26 protein-coding genes and 1 riboswitch are annotated in these 22,316 nt (G+C 46.3%); of the genes, 25 read left to right on the plus strand and 1 reads right to left on the minus strand.

Going from position 1 to position 22,316, the window contains the following annotated elements; all coding sequences use genetic code 11:
- Nucleotides 1-299 precede the first annotated feature (299 nt).
- The 4 genes from IEY34_RS19305 to sigF all read left to right on the plus strand — a co-directional run bounded on the left by IEY34_RS19305 (nt 300) and on the right by sigF (nt 3,256).
- Nucleotides 300-1,475 carry a D-alanyl-D-alanine carboxypeptidase family protein gene (locus tag IEY34_RS19305; protein WP_189014175.1) on the plus strand — a complete coding sequence of 392 codons (1,176 nt, stop codon included), beginning with the start codon at nt 300-302 and terminating at the stop codon, nt 1,473-1,475.
- A 217-nt stretch (nt 1,476-1,692) separates the two neighbouring features.
- The gene (spoIIAA, locus tag IEY34_RS19310) at nt 1,693-2,046 is read left to right on the plus strand and encodes an anti-sigma F factor antagonist (protein ID WP_189014177.1); all 354 of its coding nucleotides are present in this window, start codon (nt 1,693-1,695) and stop codon (nt 2,044-2,046) included.
- Nucleotides 2,043-2,489: an anti-sigma F factor gene (gene spoIIAB / locus IEY34_RS19315; protein WP_189014179.1), complete on the plus strand. Its 447-nt coding sequence runs from the start codon at nt 2,043-2,045 to the stop codon at nt 2,487-2,489. The genes spoIIAA and spoIIAB overlap by 4 nt, the downstream gene beginning before the upstream one ends.
- 11 nt (nt 2,490-2,500) lie before the next feature.
- The gene (gene sigF, locus IEY34_RS19320) at nt 2,501-3,256 is read left to right on the plus strand and encodes an RNA polymerase sporulation sigma factor SigF (RefSeq protein WP_189014181.1); all 756 of its coding nucleotides are present in this window, start codon (nt 2,501-2,503) and stop codon (nt 3,254-3,256) included.
- A 55-nt stretch (nt 3,257-3,311) separates the two neighbouring features.
- Here sigF and IEY34_RS19325 read toward each other — a convergent pair whose 3' ends face one another.
- Nucleotides 3,312-3,521: a DUF378 domain-containing protein gene (locus tag IEY34_RS19325; RefSeq protein WP_189014183.1), complete on the minus strand. Its 210-nt coding sequence runs from the start codon at nt 3,519-3,521 to the stop codon at nt 3,312-3,314.
- A gap of 164 nt (nt 3,522-3,685) precedes the next feature.
- Here IEY34_RS19325 and IEY34_RS19330 point away from each other — a divergent pair, with 164 nt between their 5' ends.
- From IEY34_RS19330 to IEY34_RS19430, 21 genes are all read left to right on the plus strand, one after another.
- Nucleotides 3,686-4,318 (plus strand): stage V sporulation protein AA, encoded by a 633-nt coding sequence (locus tag IEY34_RS19330; RefSeq protein ID WP_189014185.1) that lies wholly within the window; start codon nt 3,686-3,688, stop codon nt 4,316-4,318.
- Nucleotides 4,315-4,737, plus strand: a complete 423-nt coding sequence (locus IEY34_RS19335; RefSeq protein ID WP_373291289.1) for a stage V sporulation protein AB — start codon at nt 4,315-4,317, stop codon at nt 4,735-4,737. The genes IEY34_RS19330 and IEY34_RS19335 overlap by 4 nt, the downstream gene beginning before the upstream one ends.
- Before the next feature lie 29 nt (nt 4,738-4,766).
- The gene (locus IEY34_RS19340) at nt 4,767-6,392 is read left to right on the plus strand and encodes a spore germination protein (RefSeq protein WP_444544031.1); all 1,626 of its coding nucleotides are present in this window, start codon (nt 4,767-4,769) and stop codon (nt 6,390-6,392) included.
- A gap of 159 nt (nt 6,393-6,551) precedes the next feature.
- On the plus strand, nt 6,552-7,886 hold the full coding sequence (gene lysA, locus IEY34_RS19345; protein ID WP_189014187.1) for a diaminopimelate decarboxylase: 1,335 nt from the start codon (nt 6,552-6,554) through the stop codon (nt 7,884-7,886).
- Between the two features lie 50 nt (nt 7,887-7,936).
- The gene (locus IEY34_RS19350; protein ID WP_171643430.1) at nt 7,937-8,368 is read left to right on the plus strand and encodes a peptidylprolyl isomerase; all 432 of its coding nucleotides are present in this window, start codon (nt 7,937-7,939) and stop codon (nt 8,366-8,368) included.
- 516 nt (nt 8,369-8,884) lie between these two features.
- On the plus strand, nt 8,885-10,465 hold the full coding sequence (locus tag IEY34_RS19355) for a sensor domain-containing diguanylate cyclase (RefSeq protein ID WP_189014189.1): 1,581 nt from the start codon (nt 8,885-8,887) through the stop codon (nt 10,463-10,465).
- A 111-nt stretch (nt 10,466-10,576) separates the two neighbouring features.
- A riboswitch (FMN riboswitch) is annotated at nt 10,577-10,758 on the plus strand.
- Between the two features lie 234 nt (nt 10,759-10,992).
- Nucleotides 10,993-12,102: a bifunctional diaminohydroxyphosphoribosylaminopyrimidine deaminase/5-amino-6-(5-phosphoribosylamino)uracil reductase RibD gene (gene ribD / locus IEY34_RS19360; protein ID WP_229757729.1), complete on the plus strand. Its 1,110-nt coding sequence runs from the start codon at nt 10,993-10,995 to the stop codon at nt 12,100-12,102.
- Nucleotides 12,103-12,118: 16 nt separating this feature from the next.
- Entirely contained in the window at nt 12,119-12,790 is a 672-nt protein-coding gene (gene ribE / locus IEY34_RS19365) for a riboflavin synthase (protein ID WP_189014191.1), read from the plus strand.
- 39 nt (nt 12,791-12,829) lie between these two features.
- Complete coding sequence (locus IEY34_RS19370) at nt 12,830-14,056, plus strand: bifunctional 3,4-dihydroxy-2-butanone-4-phosphate synthase/GTP cyclohydrolase II (RefSeq protein ID WP_189014193.1); 1,227 nt, start codon at nt 12,830-12,832, stop codon at nt 14,054-14,056.
- Nucleotides 14,057-14,114: 58 nt separating this feature from the next.
- Nucleotides 14,115-14,585, plus strand: a complete 471-nt coding sequence (ribH, locus tag IEY34_RS19375) for a 6,7-dimethyl-8-ribityllumazine synthase (protein WP_189014195.1) — start codon at nt 14,115-14,117, stop codon at nt 14,583-14,585.
- Nucleotides 14,585-15,226: a site-2 protease family protein gene (locus IEY34_RS19380; protein WP_189014196.1), complete on the plus strand. Its 642-nt coding sequence runs from the start codon at nt 14,585-14,587 to the stop codon at nt 15,224-15,226. Before ribH ends, IEY34_RS19380 begins: the two co-directional genes overlap by 1 nt.
- Nucleotides 15,227-15,241: 15 nt before the next feature.
- The gene (locus IEY34_RS19385; RefSeq protein ID WP_189014198.1) at nt 15,242-16,033 is read left to right on the plus strand and encodes a segregation and condensation protein A; all 792 of its coding nucleotides are present in this window, start codon (nt 15,242-15,244) and stop codon (nt 16,031-16,033) included.
- Nucleotides 16,017-16,646 carry an SMC-Scp complex subunit ScpB gene (gene scpB, locus IEY34_RS19390; RefSeq protein WP_189014378.1) on the plus strand — a complete coding sequence of 210 codons (630 nt, stop codon included), beginning with the start codon at nt 16,017-16,019 and terminating at the stop codon, nt 16,644-16,646. The genes IEY34_RS19385 and scpB overlap by 17 nt, the downstream gene beginning before the upstream one ends.
- Before the next feature lie 107 nt (nt 16,647-16,753).
- The gene (locus IEY34_RS19395) at nt 16,754-17,455 is read left to right on the plus strand and encodes a DUF2953 domain-containing protein (protein ID WP_189014200.1); all 702 of its coding nucleotides are present in this window, start codon (nt 16,754-16,756) and stop codon (nt 17,453-17,455) included.
- Nucleotides 17,456-17,572: 117 nt separating this feature from the next.
- A complete protein-coding gene (gene ytfJ / locus IEY34_RS19400) occupies nt 17,573-18,073 on the plus strand; it encodes a GerW family sporulation protein (protein WP_189014202.1) in 501 nt (166 codons plus the stop codon).
- 107 nt (nt 18,074-18,180) lie between these two features.
- Nucleotides 18,181-18,333, plus strand: a complete 153-nt coding sequence (locus IEY34_RS19405; protein ID WP_189014204.1) for a hypothetical protein — start codon at nt 18,181-18,183, stop codon at nt 18,331-18,333.
- Between the two features lie 188 nt (nt 18,334-18,521).
- Nucleotides 18,522-19,715: a D-alanyl-D-alanine carboxypeptidase family protein gene (locus IEY34_RS19410; protein ID WP_189014207.1), complete on the plus strand. Its 1,194-nt coding sequence runs from the start codon at nt 18,522-18,524 to the stop codon at nt 19,713-19,715.
- A 12-nt stretch (nt 19,716-19,727) separates the two neighbouring features.
- Complete coding sequence (locus tag IEY34_RS19415; RefSeq protein WP_189014209.1) at nt 19,728-20,327, plus strand: nucleoside recognition domain-containing protein; 600 nt, start codon at nt 19,728-19,730, stop codon at nt 20,325-20,327.
- Between the two features lie 6 nt (nt 20,328-20,333).
- Nucleotides 20,334-20,867 (plus strand): spore maturation protein, encoded by a 534-nt coding sequence (locus tag IEY34_RS19420; RefSeq protein ID WP_189014211.1) that lies wholly within the window; start codon nt 20,334-20,336, stop codon nt 20,865-20,867.
- 71 nt (nt 20,868-20,938) lie between these two features.
- Complete coding sequence (locus IEY34_RS19425; RefSeq protein WP_189014213.1) at nt 20,939-21,685, plus strand: pseudouridine synthase; 747 nt, start codon at nt 20,939-20,941, stop codon at nt 21,683-21,685.
- Nucleotides 21,686-21,768: 83 nt separating this feature from the next.
- Nucleotides 21,769-22,302 carry a redoxin domain-containing protein gene (locus IEY34_RS19430; RefSeq protein ID WP_189014215.1) on the plus strand — a complete coding sequence of 178 codons (534 nt, stop codon included), beginning with the start codon at nt 21,769-21,771 and terminating at the stop codon, nt 22,300-22,302.
- The last annotated feature ends 14 nt before the right edge of the window (nt 22,303-22,316 follow it).

A 22,316-nucleotide genomic window follows, 5' to 3' on the forward strand; every position in this document is an offset into this window, starting at 1 on the left:
GAAAAGCCGCTCGCGCTGGGCTTTCTCTGCCTTTAACGCTGTTTTACAGCGTTAAAGCGGACACAAAGGCGGCAGATGCCACAGTAAGGTTGAAATTCAACCTTAACCGATCTGAAAAGCCGCTCGCGCTGCACTTTCTCTGCCTTTAACGCTGTAAGCAGCGGCGTTAAGAGCAAGATCATCTTTATTTTCCTTGTCTTGGAATATTTTGAGGTGAAATCGTCAAGACTGATTAGCAGTCATTCAAGCTGCAAGTGTCAGGCTTTCACTTCATCTATCACAGGAGGGGTACAATTGCTATGCGTAAAAAAGGGCTAATTAGTTTTATCTGTTTTCAACTCTGTTTGATGCTTCTCGTGCCGGCGGCTTTTGCCGAAGAGAAGAAGGCACCTACGGTTGATTTGACACCGAATGCCCAATCTGCTGTTTTAATGGATGCCGACACAGGTACGGTTATCGCTGAGAAAAATAAAGATACCAAGCTGCCGCCAGCAAGTATTACGAAGATCATGACGATGCTTCTGATCATGGAAGCCATCGATAAGGGCAATATCAAGATGGACGAGAAAGTTGGCGTCAGTGAATATGCCGCTTCGATGGGTGGCTCACAGATCTTTCTGGAGCCAGGCGAGGAAATGACTGTTCAAGAGATGCTCAAAGGGATCGCGATGGCATCTGGCAATGATGCTTCGGTTGCTATGGCAGAGAAAATTGCCGGCTCGGAAGAAAATTTCGTGCAAATGATGAATGAGCGGGCGCAGCAGTTAGGGATGAAAAACACGCATTTCTCCAACTGCAACGGCTTGCCCGTGGCAAATCACTATACAACTGCGAACGATATCGCCGTCATGTCACGTGAATTGCTTAAACATGAGGGGATTACGAAATTTACCGGTGCTTATCAGGATTATTTGCGCAAAGAATCGGCTAATCCATTCTGGCTGGTGAATACGAATAAGCTTGTTCGATTCTATAGCGGAGCGGATGGCTTGAAAACAGGCTATACAAGCGAAGCGAAGTTCTGCCTGTCGGCAACTGCGAAACGGGATAATTTACGTGTCGTAGCAGTTGTGCTCGGCGAGCCGAATACCAAAACGCGTAATGCCGAAGTGACCAAGCTTTTTGATTATGCTTTTGCCCAATATACGAACTATCCGTTGTTTAAATCGGGTGACAGCTTAGGGGATTTCAAGATAAATAAAGGGCAGATTTCGACAGTTCCGCTTGTGGCCAAGCAGAATTATAGCATTTTAATGAAAAAGGGCACACCAACCGAAAGCATTCGACATGAGCTGCAATTGGATTCCAATATCAAAGCGCCTATTACGATGGGACAACCGATAGGCCGAATTATTGTCTACAATGGTGACAATGTGCTGTCGGAGTACCCATTAGAGTCGCCGGTTGCCGTAGATAAAGCCTCATGGTGGATGTTATTTAAGCGGACAACCGCGCAGATGTTCACGACGAACTAACAACGAACTAACAACGAATTAACAACGACTTTTAGCGAATAATCGCAGTTTTGTTCTACTTTTAGCAGTTTTCTTCTAGTTTTGTCGGGGGGCAGGATATTCACTCTCAGCTGTAGAAACTTATGTTTCATGACCTAATATAGGGATTTCTGAACTTACTCAAGGAATAAAGATTCTTGAACAGTTCAAAGTCTCTCAGCTGAGAGGAGTGAACAGGTTGAGCCTGCAAATTGAATTTGAGCAAGGCCGAAGGGCGCTGATTGTTAGACTGAAGGGCGAGCTGGATCATCACACAGCAGATAGTGTGAAGGCTAGGATGGAGGAAGCGATTGCCAAAGAGCACACGCTGCATCTGATTCTTAGTTTGAAGGATCTTTCTTTCATGGATAGCTCAGGTCTAGGTGTTATTCTCGGTCGTTACAAGCAAATTACGGGTAAAGGCGGTAAAATGGTCGTCTGTGATGTCGCTCCTGCCGTTTACCGCTTGTTCGAACTTTCAGGAATGTTCAAGATTGTTTCGATTCAAGACAACGAGCGCAATGCAATGTCCAGTCTGGAGGTTGCGCTATGAGTGAACATAACTTTATGTCGCTGCAGTTTGCCAGCCGTTCCGAGAATGAAGCTTTTGCCCGTGTTGCTGTTGCTGCTTTTGTCTCTCAACTGGATCCTACGCTCAATGAGTTAACCGATATCAAAACCGTCGTGTCTGAGGCCGTAACGAACTCCATCATTCATGGTTACAATAATCAAACGGATGGCGTCATTACAATTACTACGCAAATTGATGATGATGTGGTGCGAATTACCATTGAGGATCAAGGTTCAGGCATTGCGGATTTAGAACAGGCCAAAGAGCCTCTGTATACATCCAAACCAGAGCTGGAACGTTCTGGGATGGGATTCACGATTATGGAAAATTTCATGGACGAAGTGGAAGTTGTGACGGCCGTCGGAATCGGAACCAAAATAAACATGTTGAAGCGAATTGAATCTAAAAAAGCTTTATACAATTAGGGGTTTGATCTATGGATGTCGATCTGAAGCATGCTTCTCATAGTTATTTAGACGATTCGGAAGTCAAACGGTTAATCGCACTCAGCCAATCCGGAGATGGACTCGCTAGAGAAACACTCGTCAGCTGCAATATCCGCTTGGTCTGGTCCGTGGTTCAACGCTTTTTGAACCGTGGTTACGAAGCCGAAGACTTGTTCCAGATCGGTTGCATCGGGCTGCTCAAGTCCGTTGATAAATTCGATCTTTCTTATGATGTGAAGTTCTCAACGTATGCCGTGCCGATGATCATCGGCGAAATACAGCGCTTCCTGCGTGATGACGGGACGCTCAAGGTCAGCCGCTCGCTGAAGGAGCTGGCTAATAAAATTCGCAAGACGAAGGATGAGCTGTCCAAGCGTCTTGGACGACTTCCTACGATTAAAGAAGTGGCGGAAGAGCTAATGATTACGCCGGAGGAAGTTGTTTTCGCGCAAGAAGCGAACAAACCGCTTTCCTCGATTCATGAGACAGTCTTTGAGAATGATGGCGATCCCATTACGTTAATGGATCAAATCTCCGATGACTCTGGTGAAAAATGGTTTGAAAAGCTAGCTCTGAATGAAGCGATTGGAACGCTTTCCGAACGGGAACGGCTTATTGTGTACCTCCGTTATTTCCGTGATCAAACGCAGTCAGAGGTGGCCAGCAGGTTAGGTATTTCCCAAGTGCAGGTCTCCCGTCTAGAAAAGAAAATTTTGCAATCGATCAAGGATCAAATTGCCCAGTAACGAGCAAAAAACCGTTCTCCCATGGAGAGCGGTTTTTTGGTATATACCCTTTTCATTAGCGGACAGCTCGTCTGTCATCACCATAAAATCTTACGCAGTAAATGCCGCATAAGCCAACAATCGTGTAGATGACGCGACTTAATCCAGAAGATTCTCTATGCGAATCCCCACCGAGCAAAGCAGATACTAAATCCCATTCGAAGAGCCCAACCAAAAGCCAATTCAACGCACCAATAATAACTAGCGTTAATGCGAGTTTTGCCATGTTATCACCTTCTTTATATGGAATAAGTGATCGTTATTCATAGTTACTATGCCTAATGATTGGCTTCTTTATTCCTGGAGAATTTACCATTGAGCAGCGTGTTTATGGGAAGGAAAGATTTTGCATACTACTCCTATACCTGGATGCCCAAAGGGAGTGAGACTATGGTCCAGAATGGAGCTCCATATCTCTATATCAGGCTTCGCCGAAAAGCCAGTGTGCGCAAAGGGAATGTTGTGAAACTGAATCAAATCGCACAGATTATCGTTGAGCCGGAATATGAAGATGCATTGAATGGATTGATTATTCACAAACCGCAGCATGAGGATGGCAACAGGGTCTTGATTGATATGATGCTGATTGTCCGCAAAGTGAAGAACTTGTTCCCTGAGCTGCAAATTGAACATTTCGGTGAACCTCACGTGCTCCTTGAAATCTATTCGGACAATAAAAAGGCAAGCCCTGTTTTGATCGGACTGGTCTGGTTGTTGTTGTTCATTGGCTCAGGACTGGCCATCATGAATTTTCACGCCGATGTTTCCATGCTCGTCGTCCATCAACGGATTTATGAACTGATGACTGGCAAGAAAGTTGAGCATCCGCTTATTTTACAAATTCCTTATTCGCTCGGTATTGGGGTGGGCATGGTTATTTTCTTTAATCATCTTTTCAAAAAGAAATTCAACGAAGAACCAAGTCCGCTCGAAGTGGAAATGTTCATGTACCAAGAAAATATTAACCATTATGTGATTACAGAGGAATACGTGAAAATCCATGAGGAAGGAGAAACGAAGTGATTACGCTTCTTGGGGAAGTGCTCTTGACCGCCTTCATCGGGTTAGCAGGGGGGATCGCGGTTGGAAGTGGGATGGTTGCTTTCCTGGTCGTACTGGATATCATTCCGCGGCTCGCGCAGATCACACGCTCTTTCTCCAACATCCGCAGCTATGAAGCGGCGGTTGTATGGGGTTCGCTCATATTCACCTGGTTGGATTTCAGTGAAATCAAGCTTCCGCTTTTCCCGATGAGCACAGCCTTCGTGGGCTTATTTGCTGGCTGTTTTGTAGGGATGCTGGCAGCGGCTTTAACAGAAATTATCAATGTGCTGCCTATTTTGGCCAAACGAGTTGGCATGGGTTCTTATATGATTATATTCCTGATGGCGATGATATTTGGCAAAGTGTTCGGCTCGTTGTTTGAGTGGTTATTTTATTAAAGTGTGAAAGTGAGGCGCATCAAGTGAAGTTGATCGTAAAAAGAGGAAACAGCTCGGACAAAGAAGAGTCGAATGATAAGCAAGATCAATCGGATAAGGCGCAGTCGTCGGATAAGCTGGCCATTGATGAGGAAGGAAATCTCTCTCCCTATAATCCAGTCACTGACATGACGCCTCAGGAGAAAGCCTACAAAATTCAAGAAGACATTCCTCGCAGCTTACGGGAAATCCAAAGAGTGTTAGAAGAGCGTGTTGGCTTGAATCGGAGCTTTGATCTTATTTTACGTGAAATGGTTTTCGGCTCCAAGAGGGTCGGCATCTTTTATTGCAATGGTTTTGCCAAAGATACGGTGCTTACGGATATTATTACGAGACTTACCTATGCGGACAAAGAAGCCGTATCTCATCATACGCTCGAAGCTTTTATAGAAAAGCTGATCCCGCATATTCAAGTTAAGTCCTATAAAAAAATGTCCGAGGTTGTAGGGCAGGTCTTAATGGGAGGGACGGCCTTCTTCATTGAAGGCGAGAGCGCTGCGATCACGGTAGATGCCAAAAACTTTCCCGTTCGCTCGATTGCAGAGCCTGATTTGGAACGTGTGGTCCGCGGTTCTCGCGATGGCTTCGTAGAAACATTGCTCATCAATGTTACGTTGGTAAGACGAAGAATTCGGGACGAAAGATTCAAACTTGAAATCATGCAAATCGGCAAACGGACGAAGACCGATGTTTGCATTGGCTACATCAATGACATCGCTAACGCGGATTTAGTTCAAGCCGTCAAGGATAAATTTAAAGCTGTCGAGATCGATGGTCTGCCGCTTGCGGAGAAACAATTGGAAGAAGCTATCGTGAACAAAGGATGGAATCCTTATCCGATGGTGCGTTATTCGGAGCGTCCAGACGTTGTCGCTGCGCATTTGCTGGAAGGGCATGTTTGCGTATTTGTAGATACTTCACCGAGTGTGATGATATTGCCGACAACGTTCTTTCATCATGTGCAGCATGCGGAGGAATACCGGCAAACGCCGTTTATCGGTACCTATCTAAGATGGGTCCGTTTTGTAGGCATAATGGCCTCGATCTTTTTGCTGCCGCTCTGGTTTATGATGGTGATGGATCCATCGCTCAAACCGGCGGGACTTGAATTCCTCGGCCCGCAGAAAGAAGGGACTTTGCCGCTATTGGTCCAGTTTCTACTTGCCGATATCGGGATCGATTTGATGCGGATGGCTGCCGTACATACCCCGACGCCGCTTGCAACTGCAATGGGCTTGGTGGCGGCTATCTTGGTTGGTGATATTGCGGTCAAGACCGGCTTGTTCATCAATGAGGTCATTCTCTATTTGGCGCTTGCCTCGATTGGGATGTTTGCAACACCAAGTTATGAATTAGGGCTTGCTAATCGCATTGTCAGGCTAGCGCTTCTCATCGTTGTAGCGATCTTCCATGTGCCGGGTTTTGTTGTAGGATCTACGCTATGGCTAATCCTGCTCGCAACCCGCAAATCGTATGATGCGCCTTATATGTGGCCATTCATACCGTTTAATGCCAAGAGCTTTTTCTCCATTCTAGTTCGCCGTCCAGTCTTGGCCGGGAAAACGCGATTAAGCATTACGAAGCCGAACGACGGTACTCGTCAGCCTAAGAAGTAGTCCAAGAAAAGGGGCCTAGGCAGTTGTGCCCTTTTTCTTTTTATGTCGAAGAGTGTATTGTCAAATGAGCTTTCCCTATGGTACTTTAAGAAGTAATGCGCATTGCCGCTTGCGCGGATAATGGCAAGAAATGGTTCCGGGAGAGAGGGATATCAAGCTATGTATTTACATGGTACAAGTAAAATAAATGATCAAGGCCACCTCGAAATCGGCGGTGTCGATGCAACCCATTTGGTTGCTGAATATGGCACGCCTTTATATGTATTTGATGAAGCGCTGATACGTCAGCGTTGCCGAGAATTCGTTGAAGCTTTTCAAGCATCCGGTTTGAAATTCCAAGTGGCGTATGCCAGCAAAGCGTTCTGCGTCATGGCGATGTGCCGTATTGTGGAAGAAGAAGGCATGTCGTTGGATGTAGTTTCCGACGGCGAGTTGTACACGGCGCTGCAAGCAGGATTTCCTGCTGAACGGATTCACTTCCATGGCAACAACAAAACGGTGGATGAAATCGAAATGGCGATTGATGCGAAGATCGGTTGTTTCGTGGTAGATAATTTTATTGAACTTCAATTGCTGAATGCAATCGCCGGAGATAAACGCCAGAAGGTAAAAGTTTTGCTGCGAATTACGCCAGGTGTGGAAGCTCATACACATGAATATATCTCAACAGGTCAAACCGATTCCAAATTTGGTTTTGATTTAGGCAATGGCTCAGCGTTCGAAGCGATCAAAGAAGCGGACTCTTTGAGCAATTTGGATCTCTTAGGGATTCATTCCCATATTGGTTCGCAAATTTTCGAAGTGGAAGGTTTCCGCATGGCAGCTGAGAAAATGGCTGCTTTCGCTGTTCATGTTCGGCAAGAAACGGGCGTCACGTTCAAAGTCATCAATCTTGGCGGCGGCTTTGGCATTCGCTATGTGGATGGTCATACGCCGCTTCCGGTTGCTGTTTACGTAGAAGCGATCACCGATGCGATTAAACAAAATTTCGGCAGCAATGAGTACCCATTGCCAGAAATTTGGGTTGAACCAGGTCGCAGCATTGTGGGTGATGCAGGGACAACATTATACACGGTCGGCACGACCAAGGATATTCCAGGAGTACGCAAGTACGTGGCGGTAGATGGCGGCATGACGGATAACCCGCGCCCGGCGCTGTATGAGTCCGAGTATGAAGCGATGTTAGCCAACCGTGCCAAGGAACAAGCGGAAGAAGTCGTATCCATTGCAGGCAAATGCTGTGAAAGCGGCGATATGCTAATTTGGGATCTGAACCTTCCGAAAGTGAAGGCAGGCGATGTTCTGGCTGTTTCATGTACAGGGGCCTATAACTATGCAATGGCGAGCAACTACAATCGGATTCGACGTCCGGGAGTCGTTTTCGTCAAAGATGGGCAAAGTGATATCGTAGTTAAACGAGAGTCCTTCGACAACATCATCGGCAACGACATCATTCCAGCGAGAATGAAACAAGTTAGTAAATTTGTGAAATAAAAGGTTTCATAGTAGAATAAGATATTATTGTCTAAAGGAGTGGACCACAAATGGCCAAACAAGCAAAAATTAAACTAGCAGGCGGCGGCGAAGTCGTTATCGATCTTTTCGAAAATGACGCTCCAAACACAGTTGCCAACTTTGAAAAATTAGCAAACTCCGGTTTCTACAACGGACTTGTTTTTCATCGCGTAATTCCAGGATTCGTAGCACAAGGTGGTTGCCCAACAGGAACAGGAACAGGTGGACCTGGTTACCAAATCAACTGTGAAATCAATCCTAACAAACATGAGCGCGGTTCCCTGGCGATGGCTCATGCAGGCAGAAACACTGGTGGAAGCCAATTCTACATTGCCTACCAACCACAACCGCATCTGGATGGAGGACATACTGTTTTCGGTAAAGTCTCCAAAGGAATGGAATTAGTCGATGCTTTCAAAGGCAAAGATCTTATGGAAAAAGTAGAAGTAGTAGAAGTGTAATTGCTACATACTTGATTAGGAAGAACCTCGACCTCCGGTTTCCGGAGATTGAGGTTTTTTTGCTGCAATTAATTTATTGGCTTCCACCATAGACTTCTTTGCTTTGAAGGTTTTCGGTCCCAAAGGGCATCTAATGAACAGTATGATGCTTATAGACGAGAAAATGGCTGCGGTGGAGATTTAATGAACTGAGTTGGCGCTATCAAGCAGATTTTAGGCGGAAAGGCGATCGTTTTCTTGAAATAGAGCATCTGGCATTCATTAGATTTTCAGAATGAATGATTTTGACCAAATAAATCGTATTGAGTTCGTTAGGGAGTTTAGGTTCACCTCGAGGTACATTGAATTGATGACATAGCCTCAGGCTATGGTTTTTTGCTGCAATTAAGCGTTTACCCATATTATGACAGAAGTGTGATGAAAATTAACATTCTCCTCGATAATTTTAACGTAATTTTACTAACATTTCTTATAGAAAATATAGAGGAACGTGAAATTGTTAGTAGGAGGGGAGATATGGTACGTCGTGGAGATTTTAAACTTAGGCATCTGGTCAATGCCTTTGTATTTATATCTGTGATTACAACATTAAGCGTAAGTATTGCGATTAGTTATCATAATGAGAAAAAATCGTTAATCCGAATGACGTTTGAGTTGAATAAAATATATGCGGACAAAGTAGCGGAAACGGTAGATGGTTTGTTTCTTGGATTGAAACAAGGTCTCAAGGTAACGGGGGCCTATCTTCAGAAGGATCTGAACAGACCTGATATGTTTGAGCAGCTTGAGCTTTTTCGCCATAATCATTCCAGTTTGAACACAGTCACTCTGGTGAACCGCGCAGGCATCATTACGCAGACGTCCCCTTATAATAAAGATTTGATCGGCAAAAAAATCGGACCTGACATCGACAAACTGTTCATACAGCAGCGTCCAATCATCTCGGAGCCCTATTTCACAACTACCAATTACTTATCGGTATCAATCATACAGCCACTATTTAATGAATATGGCGAATTTATAGGCGCGCTTGGTGGCACGATACATTTGCATGAAACCAACATGTTCAATACGATATTAGGGGATAAAATGAGGGGGGAAGACGGGTCGTATTTCTTCGTTGTAAGTTCGGAAGGAACTCTGATTTATCATCCAGAACCATCTCGCATAGGTGAAAAGGTGGTGGAAAATCCAGTAGTAGCTCATCTATTGGAAGGGAAAAGTGGTGTCCAAAGGCTTACGAATACGAAGGGTGTCGATATGCTAGCCAGCTTTACCTATATGAAGGAATCTCGCTGGGGCATTGTTGCGCAAACCCCTGCAAATATTGTATTGAAAGCAACGCGTCAACTCGTTATGCAGGTATTGATCGTTGTTATCCCGATTCTACTCGCTTTTATGCTTGTCATCTACACCTTAATTCGCAAAATGTCAGAGCCTCTTGTGAGACTGGCTAATTACGCGGCAAAGCTGTCAACGAATAACCTTGAACATGAAGAGCCTCCGCGTATTCATTCCTGGATGTATGAAGCTAATAAGCTGCATAAGGCATTCAGTTTGGCTGTCAGTCATTTGCGAACGGAATTCGACGATTTGTCCCATGACGCCCAAACGGACCCCTTAACAGGGCTATATAACCGCCGAACGTTGGAACTGTTCATGACTAATCTCTTTTCACAGGAAAAACGGTTCAGTATCCTTGTGCTGGATATTGATAATTTCAAGCATGTGAATGACAGCTATGGGCATGAATTCGGAGATAACATGCTGCAATTCCTTGCGGAAAGTTTGCAGAAATCATTAGGTAAAAGCGGCGTTTGTTTTCGATATGGGGGAGAAGAATTCGTTATCTTGCTGCCGGGTACGTCTTTGCAATCCGCTCTGACAAGAGCTGAGATGCTCAGGAAAACGCTGGAAGAGACAGCAGGCCCTGGCGGCAAGCATATCACCGTATCGATTGGCGTAGCTTCTTTTCCGGAAACAACCTCTGTTACAGATAAGCTGTTTGGGCTTGCAGATAAAGCGCTCTATCAGGCGAAAAGTCTGGGCCGCAATCGCGTTGAACTAGCCAAAAAGGAACCAACACTTGATTGTTAGAAGAATGTTAGATAAAAAAGCCCTTGCTTTTTCCATGTGTGAGTGATAAATTTTTCATTACCAAAGTAATTTTTAGCTAATTCTTAGTTGTTAGTTACTTTCATATGTATGCAAAACCTTCGGGGCGTGGTGAAATTCCACACCGGCGGTGATTCGAGGCATGAACATGGTTCGTGCTATCGATAAGTCCGTGACCCGTTTTGAAGCTAGCGGTACCTGACATACAGCTTCGCTACGGCTGATCCGGTGCAATTCCGGAACCGACAGTATAGTCTGGATGGGAGAAGGAAAACGCGAATCTAACATTCGCTGTGCGTACTTGTACATTTTTTCACGTAAACAAAAATTCGGCAAGTCTGTCTACTTAAACAGATTAGTCGTTCTTGTTTGGTTTGATCAAAAATGCAGCAAGTACGTATTAGCAGAAGCTTCTTCGTGTTATCTCGACAATCTCTGGCCCCTTCCCGATATACGGAGGGGTCTTTTTGCATTCATAATCAGGCTTGAGGGTAAGGGCGGTGAACAGTGTGCAAATACTGAATGACGAAGCTTACATGAAACTTGCTTTGCAAATGGCGGCAAGCGCCCTGGGTCAAACAGGCATCAATCCGGTTGTCGGGTGCGTCCTGGTGAAAGAGGGACGTATTGTGGGAATGGGAGCGCACTTGCAGCGCGGCCACGGACACGCCGAAGTTCTTGCCTTGCAAATGGCAGGCGAGGATGCAAGGGGAAGCACGGCGTATGTCACGCTTGAGCCCTGCAGCCATTATGGCAAGACGCCGCCCTGCAGCGATCGTCTCATCGAAGCGGGCGTAAGCCGGGTTGTGGTTGCAACGACGGACCCTAACCCGCTGGTTGCCGGCACGGGGATCGCCAAGCTGCAAGCCAAAGGCATCGAGGTCAGTGTTGGTTTGCTCGCTGAGGAAGCCTCGGGGATGAATGAGGCTTTCAATAAGTTTATCGTCACACGGATGCCGTATGTGACGATGAAGACGGCGAGCACACTCGATGGTCGCATTGCTTCGAAGACAGGCGACAGCAAGTGGATTACATCGCCCGCGTCGCGCGCTTATGTTCATACCCTGCGCCATCGGCATCAGGGGATTATGATCGGCGTTGACACCGTCATCGCCGATGATCCGCTGCTGAGCGCGCGCGGGGACGTACCGGCTGTGCAGCCGGTGCGGATCGTCGCGGACTCGCAGCTGCGAGTCCCGCTGGGCGCCCGCGTGCTCACAGAGCAGGATCGTCAGCCGACGATCCTGCTCGCGAGCGCACAGGCGCCCGCGGAGCGGCGTGCCGCGCTGGAAGCGCGCGGCGTCACGGTCCTCACCTGCGGGGATGGCCCGCGGGTGGATCTCCTGCTCGCCATGCGCCAGCTCGGCGAGCGGGAGATTGGCTCCATCCTCCTAGAGGGTGGAGGTCAATTGAACGGCGCCATGCTTGAGCAGCGCCTGATCGACAAGCTGGTGCTGATGTTCGCGCCGAAACTGATCGGTGGAGGCCATGCAGCACCGATGAACATCCACTTCGGGGGCTTCGCGAAGATGGAAGAAGCAATTACGCTCGACCGGGTGAAGGTCGAGCAGTTCGGTCCGGATATCAGCATCAGCGGCTATCCGATATATCCGAGCTAACGAATGGAGGGCTGTCATGTTTACCGGCATAATTGAAGAAATCGGCCACATGCGCCGCATTCATAGTCAAGGGCAAGCGATGGTTTTAACGATTGGCGCGAAGAAAGTGCTGGAAGATGTTCACCTGGGCGACAGCATTTCGGTTAACGGGGTTTGTCTGACGGTCATTTCCTTCGACAGTGACTCCTTCTCAGTAGACGTCATGCCAGAAACGTATCGCAAGACGAATTTACGCAAGCTGCAGAGCGGCACACGCGTGAATCTGGAGCGAGCGATGGCTGCCAACGGACGTTTTGGCGGTCACATCGTGCAGGGACACGTGGACGCCACAGCAACGATTGTTTCTCGCATTCCCGAAGAAAATGCGGTTGTTTATCGGTTCGAACCGGACAATAAACACATTTTTCGCTATATCATTACTGGCGGTTCCATCACGATTGACGGTATAAGCCTCACGGTAGTCGATGTGAATGAACGTGAAGTTGCGGTATCCATCATTCCGCATACTCTTGCGCAAACGGTCCTGCATGACAAAAAAGCCGGAGATACGATCAACATGGAATGTGACGTACTTGGCAAATATATGGAGCGTCTGCTCAAATTCGGTCCTTCTGACGCAGCAGATGGAAATAGCCACAAGCCAAGCAAGCTAACAGCCAGCTTTCTGGCTGACAATGGTTTTATGTAAGCTGCAACAGCAAAGAGAGTAAGGATAGGAGAGGTGAATATGACAGAAATCAACTTCAACCGTATTGAAGAAGCTCTGGAGGATCTCAAGCTGGGCAAGGTCATCATTGTTGTCGATGATGAGGATCGTGAGAATGAAGGTGATTTTATTGCACTTGCGGATAAAACAACACCGGAAGTGATTAATTTCATGATTAAAGAAGGACGCGGACTCGTGTGCGTGCCGATTACGGAAGAACGGGCACAAGAACTGGATTTGCCTCCGATGGTAGCCAAGAATACCGATTACCACGGCACAGCGTTTACGGTTTCTGTTGACCATAGCGATACAAGCACGGGCATATCGGCTCATGAGCGTTCGAGAACAATCATGGGTTTGATTGATCCTAAGACGAAACCTCAGGATTTCCGCAGACCAGGTCATATTTTTCCTTTGATTGCCAAAAAAGGCGGCGTTCTTCGTCGAACAGGCCATACAGAAGCTGCTGTTGATCTAGCGATTATGTGCAATTCCTATCCTGCCGCTGTCATCTGTGAAGTCATCAAAGAAGACGGCACGATGGCGCGTGTACCTGATTTGATGGAGATTGCCGCCAAACATGAGTTGCGTATTATTACAATTCAGGATTTAATCCATTATCGCAATAAACAGGAAAAATTGGTTGAACGCGAAGTCGAAATTAAGCTGCCAACGGATTTCGGCACGTTTAAGGCCATTGCCTATACCAACCAATTGGACAACAAAGAGCACGTGGCATTGGTCAAAGGAACGATCGATCCTTCCAAACCAACCTTGGTTCGTGTACATTCCGAGTGCTTAACGGGAGATGTATTCCATTCTCATCGCTGTGATTGCGGTCCGCAATTGGATGCAGCTCTAAAACAGATTGATGAAGAGGGCAATGGTGTATTATTATATATGCGACAGGAAGGTCGCGGAATCGGTTTAATCAATAAATTGAAGGCTTATGCCTTGCAAGAGCAGGGATTTGATACGGTAGAAGCGAATATTAAACTTGGATTTGCTCCAGATCTTCGTGATTACGGGATTGGGGCGCAAATTCTGAAGGATTTGGGCATCACGCAGCTTCGTTTATTGACGAACAATCCACGCAAGATCAAAGGTCTGGAAGGTTATGGTCTAGAAGTCGTGGAGCGGGTAGCCATCCAAATGGACAGCAAAGCAGATAATTTGAGTTATTTGCAAACAAAGAAATCAAAGCTTGGTCACATGCTGAGTTTTCATGACTCGGGCAGCGGCATTTAAGCATAGAGGTTGCATGGGTTCATACTACACGGTTTGATAAGAGAGGGAGACTATAATCATGGCTAACATTTATGAAGGACATTTAATTTCGCAAAACTTGAAATATGGGATTGTTGTAGGTCGTTTCAATGAGTTCATCACATCCAAGTTGCTTGGCGGCGCACAGGACGCTTTGAAGCGTCACGGCGTGTTGGAAGATGAGATTGATATCGCCTGGGTACCAGGAGCGTTCGAACTACCGCTTATCGCGCAAAAAATGGCTGAAAGCGGCAAATACGATGCGGTAATAACCCTAGGCGCTGTCATTCGGGGGTCAACGCCTCACTTTGATTATGTGTGCAGCGAAGTAGCGAAAGGTGTTTCTGCCATTAACTTGAAAACTGGCGTTCCAACGATCTTTGGCGTATTGACAACGGACTCCATCGAGCAAGCTGTTGAGCGCGCGGGAACGAAAGCTGGAAATAAAGGCTGGGAAGCGGCTGTAACTGCGATTGAAATGGCTAATTTGACGAAGCAATTCACTTCCTAATGCTTTCTTATTATCATTTGGAAACGCTGCTGCCCCGACTGCTCGCCTTTCTGATTGCGATGACGCTGCATGATGCTGCGCACGCAGGTGCAGCTTGGCTGCTCGGAGATCGAACAGCTCGGGACAGCAAACGGTTCTCACTCAATCCCTTGGCACATTTGGATGCCTTGGGATTGGCGATGATCGTATTCGGACCTTACGGTTGGTCAAAGAAAATACCCATAGACGCTGCTCGTTTCCCAAGAAAACCTAGGCTATCCAACGCCTTGGTATATGCAGCGGGTCCTTTTACCAATTTGCTGCTCGCTTTGTTCTTCTGGTGGCTCAATTTCTTTCTACCTGCCTTAGCGGGTGGAACGGCGGAGTCGATAACCGTGGAACAATGGCGAGTCTATTTGCAGTATGGCGTCATTGTCAATATCATGATTTGTTTCATCCATTTGTTGCCCCTGTATCCGTTAGATGGCTGGTATATTATAAAAGGTTTTTTGCCTGCCAATAGGCAAGGCTGGTTCCCAAGAAATCAACGTTATGCACTTATTCTCGTTATCGTTCTTCTGGTTACACCGATGGGCCAATGGCTGCTTGGGCATGTCTATCCTTTTGCCGCGCAGTTTATAATGCAAGTATTTTCACTATGACAAGGGGGAACAGAGATGAAAGTCACCTATAAGTTAGAAGCTTTTGAAGGCCCCCTTGATCTATTGCTGCACTTGATCGATAAAAATGAACTCGACATTTATAATATTCCGATCAAAGAGATTACAGATCAATACTTAGGCTATGTACAAGCGATGCAGGAATTGGAACTGGAAATTACGAGTGAATTTCTAGTTATGGCTGCGACGCTGCTCTCCATTAAGAGTAAAATGCTGCTGCCTAAGCCGCCTGTAATTGAATTTGATGAATATTTTGATGATATGGAAGACGAACTTGATCCGCGAGCTGAACTGGTTGCCAAACTGATTGAATACAGGAAGTACAAGTCGATTGCTGACATGCTGAGGGACAAAGAGGTGGAGCGCAGCTTAGTTTACACGCGTGAACCTGAGGATTTAACTTCTTTCCTGCCGCATAGTCAAGAGAATCCTGTTGAAGGATTGGATGTAGCGGATCTGCTGTTCGCTTTTCAGCGGACTTTGCGCAAATTAGCCAATCGGAATGTGGTTGCACGCATTCGTCGGGATGAGATATCCGTGAAAGACCGGATTCGTGAAGTCATCGATTTACTCAAGGTACGAGGCGGTAAATTGCTATTTTCCAAATTATTTGATTACGATAGGACTCGGGAAGAAATTGTTGTTACGTTCTTGGCGATTCTAGAATTAATGAAAATGAAGAAAGTCGTTTGCCATCAGCACAAGCTGTTTGAAGATATCGTTATCCAATCGAGAGAGGAGGTTTCTGACATTGACACTCAATTTACCGCAGATGAAATCAATTATTGAAGGACTGCTCTTTGCTTCTGGTGACGAAGGCTTGGATGCGAAGCAGTTGGCAGAAGTCATGGAATTAGACCTTTATTTGATTCGCGATCTGCTCAAAGATATGAGAACCGAATTCAAACGGAAGGGACGCGGCATTCAGATCGTGGAGGTAGCTGGGGCGTATCAATTGACGACTTTGGCGGAGCATGCCCCGTATTTTGAACGGTTGGCTTACACACCATCACGCTCATCCCTCTCCCAGGCAGCGCTGGAAACCCTTTCGATTGTTGCCTATAAGCAACCGATTACACGCGTTGAGATTGAGGAAATCCGCGGTGTCAAATGTGATCGCGCATTGGCAACCTTGACCGGCAAAGATCTAATTGCAGAAGTTGGACGAGCTGATGCGGTAGGCAGACCGATTCTCTATGGGACTTCGAAACAATTTCTTGAATATTTTGGGCTTGGCTCCATTCTGGAATTGCCGGATTCAACGAGTTTTCAAGGGAATTTTGATTTGGAAGAAGAGACCCGCATGCTGTTTGATCGCTTGGGTGGCGATCAGAAACAATTAACCCTTGAAGATGTGAATGACGGACATGACGGACATGACGGACATGACGGACACGAATAAGGTCAGGCGGAAATGCATTTCATTTCCTTATTTAGCTCATACTAACTCCATTGGCGAGAAGACTTCTTCTTGCCAGTGGAGTTTTTTTGCTGAGGAGGAATATCACCTTGTTGTGGATAGGGCTTGCACTGCTTGTGGTCACTGTGGCGATTATCGCTGTCCTAGTCAGTTTTATACGAGGGGAATTTTATTTCTCAAGGGTAAAGGATAATGATACGCTGTCCGTCGAGATGCGAGCTTTGTTTGGGCTTGTACGCTATCGATATGTGATTCCAATTATTCAATTCAAAGGCTTTACACAGGGAATCATGATTAAGTCGGAAGTTGTGAACGACAAAAAGGCCGAATTAAAAGATGCGAAAAAGGATCATATTACGAAAGATAAAGTCATTGCTTTTTACAAAGAAGCGAAAGTGGTTCTGATGCATACCTTGAACATGTATGAATGGATGAAGATGACACTAGCCAAAGTGGAGTGTACGGAACTCAAGTGGATCACACGTGTTGGAGTGGGCGACGCACCGGAAACAGCCATCACAACTGGAGCGATTTGGGGGATCAAATCGTCGTTGCTGGGCTTTGGGATTCGCTATGTGAAGTTAGTGGCGAAACCGCGTATTGATGTCATTCCGCAATATAATCAAAAGCAGTTTTCAACTGAATTTCGCTTCGCAGGACGTATCCGCGTCTGGTTTGCTGTGTTAGCTGGAATTCGCCTGTTGGTGCGCGCGGCGAAAGTAAAGGGTGGTCTTCGCATATGGATTCAAATTGTTTTGAAGTCCAGATCCAGAGTCAAAACGGCTTCTTGAACGGTACATAACGCTATTCCACTAAGGGCATTCTAAAAAAGAACCAGTTTTGGTCTTTAACGCTTGCGTTTCCGATGCCAGCTTGTCTGGCTAAAATCGCTAAGGAGGAATACAAACATGTCCGAACATCCGATTCAAGGCCTCATGAAAGTCGCCATGGAAAATATCAAAGAAATGGTTGACGTGAACACAATTGTTGGAGACCCGGTAGAAACGCCGGATGGCAGTGTCATCATGCCGATTTCTAAGGTAGGATTTGGTTTCGCGGCAGGCGGCAGCGAGTTCGTAACCGATTCCGAAATAGAAATCGAAGGAGGTTCAATCAGCAAAAGCGATGCGCTGAATGCCAAGGTCTCCCTGCCATTTGGTGGCGGTAGCGGCGGCGGGGTATCCATTACACCAATTGCTTTTCTTGTCGTCGGCAAAAATGGCGTCAAGGTTGTGCCGCTTGATAATCAAACGCACATCCTCGAGCGTCTAATCGACTCCGCACCGCAAGTGGTGGACAGAATCCAAAGCATGATCAAAGGGTTGACTGCGAAGCCTGCTGCGAGCACGCTTGGCGCAAATGGAGCGAACAATGTAACAAATATCGAAAATCAAAATTTCATCGTGTAGTGATCGGCCTATGTTGAAGCTGTCCTTTGTGGACAGCTTTTTTTGTTGTGGTTATGGGGATTCGAGCTAGGCTGCCAATTAGTGGTCGAGAAGGAGGAGGAGGTTAAATGATATCTAAGTTGCCTCGCACGGAAATAAGGGAACGTCAATCCGCTATTCTAGCCAAAAGTGTCATTTTGGCGAGGTTGAGGGAACTAGAGTACGTTATTTTGCTGTTTACGGGGGAATTCAGCGCTTTTCGTGGAAATAAGACCCTGTAGTCCCGCTATGACCCTCGCATCACTGATATTTATCAAAATAGCGCACTTGAGTTCCCTTAACAGGATTCCCTTTATAGGATGTGTCGTTTTGATTCACTATTTAGGACATATCCCCAATCCGGCAGCATATACTTGTACAAAGTTTTGCGTAAGCTGGGGTACAAGTTCTTTTGTGTAGGGGGATAACCATGAAGATTAAAGTCCGTTTCATCCTAATGTGCAGTATGCTGCTTAGTTTACTGCTTGCACCGCTGGCACAAGTGGATGCAGCACCGCCAGGCATTCACACGAATGCGGTTGGCGCTTCCCTAATTGATGTCGAGTCTGGTCGTATTCTTTATAGCCAAAAAGGGGACACGCCTATGCGCATTGCTAGTTTAACGAAAATTATGACCGCTATTATCTCTATTGAACAAGGGAATTTGAACGATAAAGTAAAGGTAACCAAAACAGCTTTTGGCAAGGAAGGCTCCTCCATCTATTTGAAGCTTGGCGAGGAAATGCGCCTCCATGATATGCTCTATGGCTTAATGCTAAGGTCGGGGAACGATGCGGCGACAGCAATCGCAGAACATATCGGAGGCAGTGTGGACGGCTTCGTCTATCTAATGAATGAGAAAGCGAAAATGCTCGGGATGGACCACTCGCATTTCACGAATCCTTCTGGTTTGGATGAAGGGGAAGGTCATCGCTCAAGTCCCAATGATATGGCTAAGCTAACCGCATACGCTTTGAAAAACAACGTATTTCAAGATATTGTTTCCACGAAGCTAAAAAAAGTGCCGAACCCGAATGAAGCTTGGGATTACTCCTGGCTCAATAAAAATAAAATGCTGAGCCTGTTTGAGGGCGCTGATGGTGTGAAAACAGGCTATACGAAGCTTGCAAAGCGCTGTCTGGTTTCTTCTGCATCACGCAACGGGCATCAGCTTGCTGTCGTTACGCTGAATGATCCGGATGATTGGGGCGATCATGGACGATTGCTCCAATATGGCTTTACGTATTTCCCGCTGTTAACCCTTGTGAACAAAGGAGACGCTGTTGAGGGTTCAACAGGCGTTGTGGGAAGAACCTTCTCTTATCCGTTAGCTGAAGGAGAAGCCCAGTTGTTGACGCGCAAGGTAACATTGGCTGACCCGGCGACGACTTCCTATCGATTGGGCGAACGTGGAACCATTCAGTACTTGCTTAAAAATAATCTGATTCAAACGATTCCGATTTATGACAAAACGAGTCCGCTCCTGCAAGTTGACAGTCAATCCACCTTCTCTTTTCAAAAAAGTGAGCCATATCAAGCAACACTGCTCTCGCACTATGGGTATGTGCTAAGAATGCTAGTCCGCGAGTTATTTATGATATCTGAATCCGAGTGGGCCGATTAGGAGGGCAAATCTATGGTGAATTGGATTTGGTTGTTGTTTATCGTTGGTGGCTTCGTCGTTGCAGCGCTGAATGGCAATGTGGAAGCCGTGACGCAAGCGGCGTTTGAAGGGGCGAAGAGCGGAGTGACGGTGTGTTTTGGACTTATTAGCGTACTAGTTTTTTGGATGGGCATGATGCGGATTGCGGAAGATGCTGGCATTTTAAGCAAGCTCGCGAGACTGCTGCAGCCGGCGATCCGCTTCTTATTTCCCAGCGTTCCCAAGAATCATCCTGCACTCGGATACATCATGTCCAACATGAGCGCCAACATTCTGGGACTTGGCAACGCCGCAACGCCGATGGGTATTAAAGCGATGCAGGAACTGCAGAAGCTAAATCCGGATAAAGATACAGCGAGTACAGCGATGTGTACGCTGCTGGCTTTGAATACGTCAAGTGTTACGCTCATTCCAACAACACTGATCGCGATTCGTATGAATTACAACTCTGTCAATCCCGCGGAAATCGTTGGTACAACGCTGATTGCTACAATCATTTCAACGGCAGCAGCCATCGTTGTGGATCGTTGGTACCGCAGATCGCGCTCGCCCATCCCGCCATTGAAAGGATGATTTCCCATGTATGCCCTCGTCTCGCTCATCTCAGCATGGGCTATTCCGATCATGATTGTCTTCATTCCGCTATATGCCGCCTATAAAAAAATTCCTGTTTATGAATCTTTCGTAGATGGCGCCAAAGAAGGCTTCGATACGGCAATCAAAATCATTCCACATCTCGTCGGCATGATGGTAGCTATCTCCGTTTTTCGAGCTTCAGGAGCTATGGATCTATTGCTCGGCTGGATGCATCCCATCTTTGACAAGATAGGGGTGCCAACGGAAGTATTGCCTTTAGCCATCCTTCGGCCCATAACCGGAGCGGGTTCGCTGGCTTTTACAACGGATCTTATCGAGCAGTTTGGCCCAGATTCCATGATAGGACGAATTGCTTCAACGGTGCAAGGGAGTACAGACACGACGCTGTATGTCATTACGGTTTATTTCGGCGCTATCGGTATTCGCAAAGCCAGCTATGCATTAAAGGTGGGGCTGATTTCTGATCTAGTAGGTTTCATTGCCTCCATCGTGATCTGTTATCTTGTCTTTGTTTAGGATTTCAAGCACCTTCGCTCTTGAGATTTGCAGGCAACTCCGTTATCATTAGCTTGAGGTGAAAGCGGATTATGGAAAGACTGCAAAAAGTATTGGCTGAAGCGGGAATTGCTTCCCGACGGAAATGTGAAGAAATTATTACAGCGGGACGGGTTCAAGTGAACGGCGAAGTCGTTACGACGCTTGGCGTGAAAGTGAACTCGGCTGAAGACGAAATCAGAGTAGATGGACGAGCTATCGGACAACAGAAGAAAATCTACGTCATCTTGAATAAGCCGAAGGGTGTTATTACAAGTGCGACGGACCCGGAAGGACGTAAAGTTGTTACGGACTACTTGCCTGGGATCAGAGAACGCGTTTATCCGGTCGGACGATTGGATTATGATACGGAAGGCTTACTGCTATTAACGAATGACGGTGAATTTGCCCATTTGCTTACGCATCCCAAGCATCACGTGCCTAAGACTTATCAAGCAACTGTAAAAGGTGTTCCGCACGGCACGTTATTAGAAAAGCTAAAAACGGGCATACAGTTAGAAGACGGGATGACGGCGCCTGCTGAAGTCGAATATGCGGATGTGAATATGGAGAAAAATGAATCCATCATCACCATTACGATCTATGAGGGCAGGAATCGACAAGTCAGACGGATGTTCGAAGCGATTTCTTTTCCGGTTATTAAATTAAAACGAATCAAATTTGGTCCAATCTTCTTAACAGGTCTGCCGAGAGCGAAGTACCGCCACTTGACGCCCAAAGAGGTTGAAGAGCTTAGGAACGAGGCTCTCACGACACATAACGTTCAAAAAGGCCAATAAGAATTGGCCTTCTTTTCGTTATAATAAAGGTAATACTGTGTGATAAACGACTACTATTGTCGAAAAAGCGAAGGTGATACATTGTGGGTGCAAGAAAGAAATGGGTACAGATTGCGATATTTGCAATCGTGCTTATTATTGGCGTATTTACCATTATTACGAATTTGTCCGCCTCGGATAGCAAGAAGTATCCGCAACAAGGCGATAAAGCGACAAACTTTTCATTAGTCGGGCTAGAAGGAGAAACACATCAATTATCGGATTACAAAGGGAAACCGGTGCTGATTAATTTCTGGGGCACTTTTTGTCCGCCTTGTAAAGAGGAAATGCCTGCCCTTCAGAGGCAGTATGACAAATGGAGCAAACAAGGCGTTGTCTTCCTAGAGGTGAATGTCGACAAAAATAAAGTGACGGTTCAAGGCTTTATGGATCAATACAAATTGAGTCTGCCTGTACTGCTGGATGCCAAGGAAGTAGTGCGCAAGCAGTATGGTGTCATGGATTATCCAACAACTTTCTTTATAGGCGCAGACGGGAAAATTGTCGTCAAGAAAATCGGTCAGATGACAGAAGCTTTCATCGATGAAACGCTGGGACAGTTGGTTAACAAGCCGTAAAATCAATAAATGCT

Origin of the sequence: Paenibacillus marchantiophytorum (assembly GCF_014640555.1) — a bacterium.
GTDB classification, from domain to species: domain Bacteria; phylum Bacillota; class Bacilli; order Paenibacillales; family NBRC-103111; genus Paenibacillus_E; species Paenibacillus_E marchantiophytorum.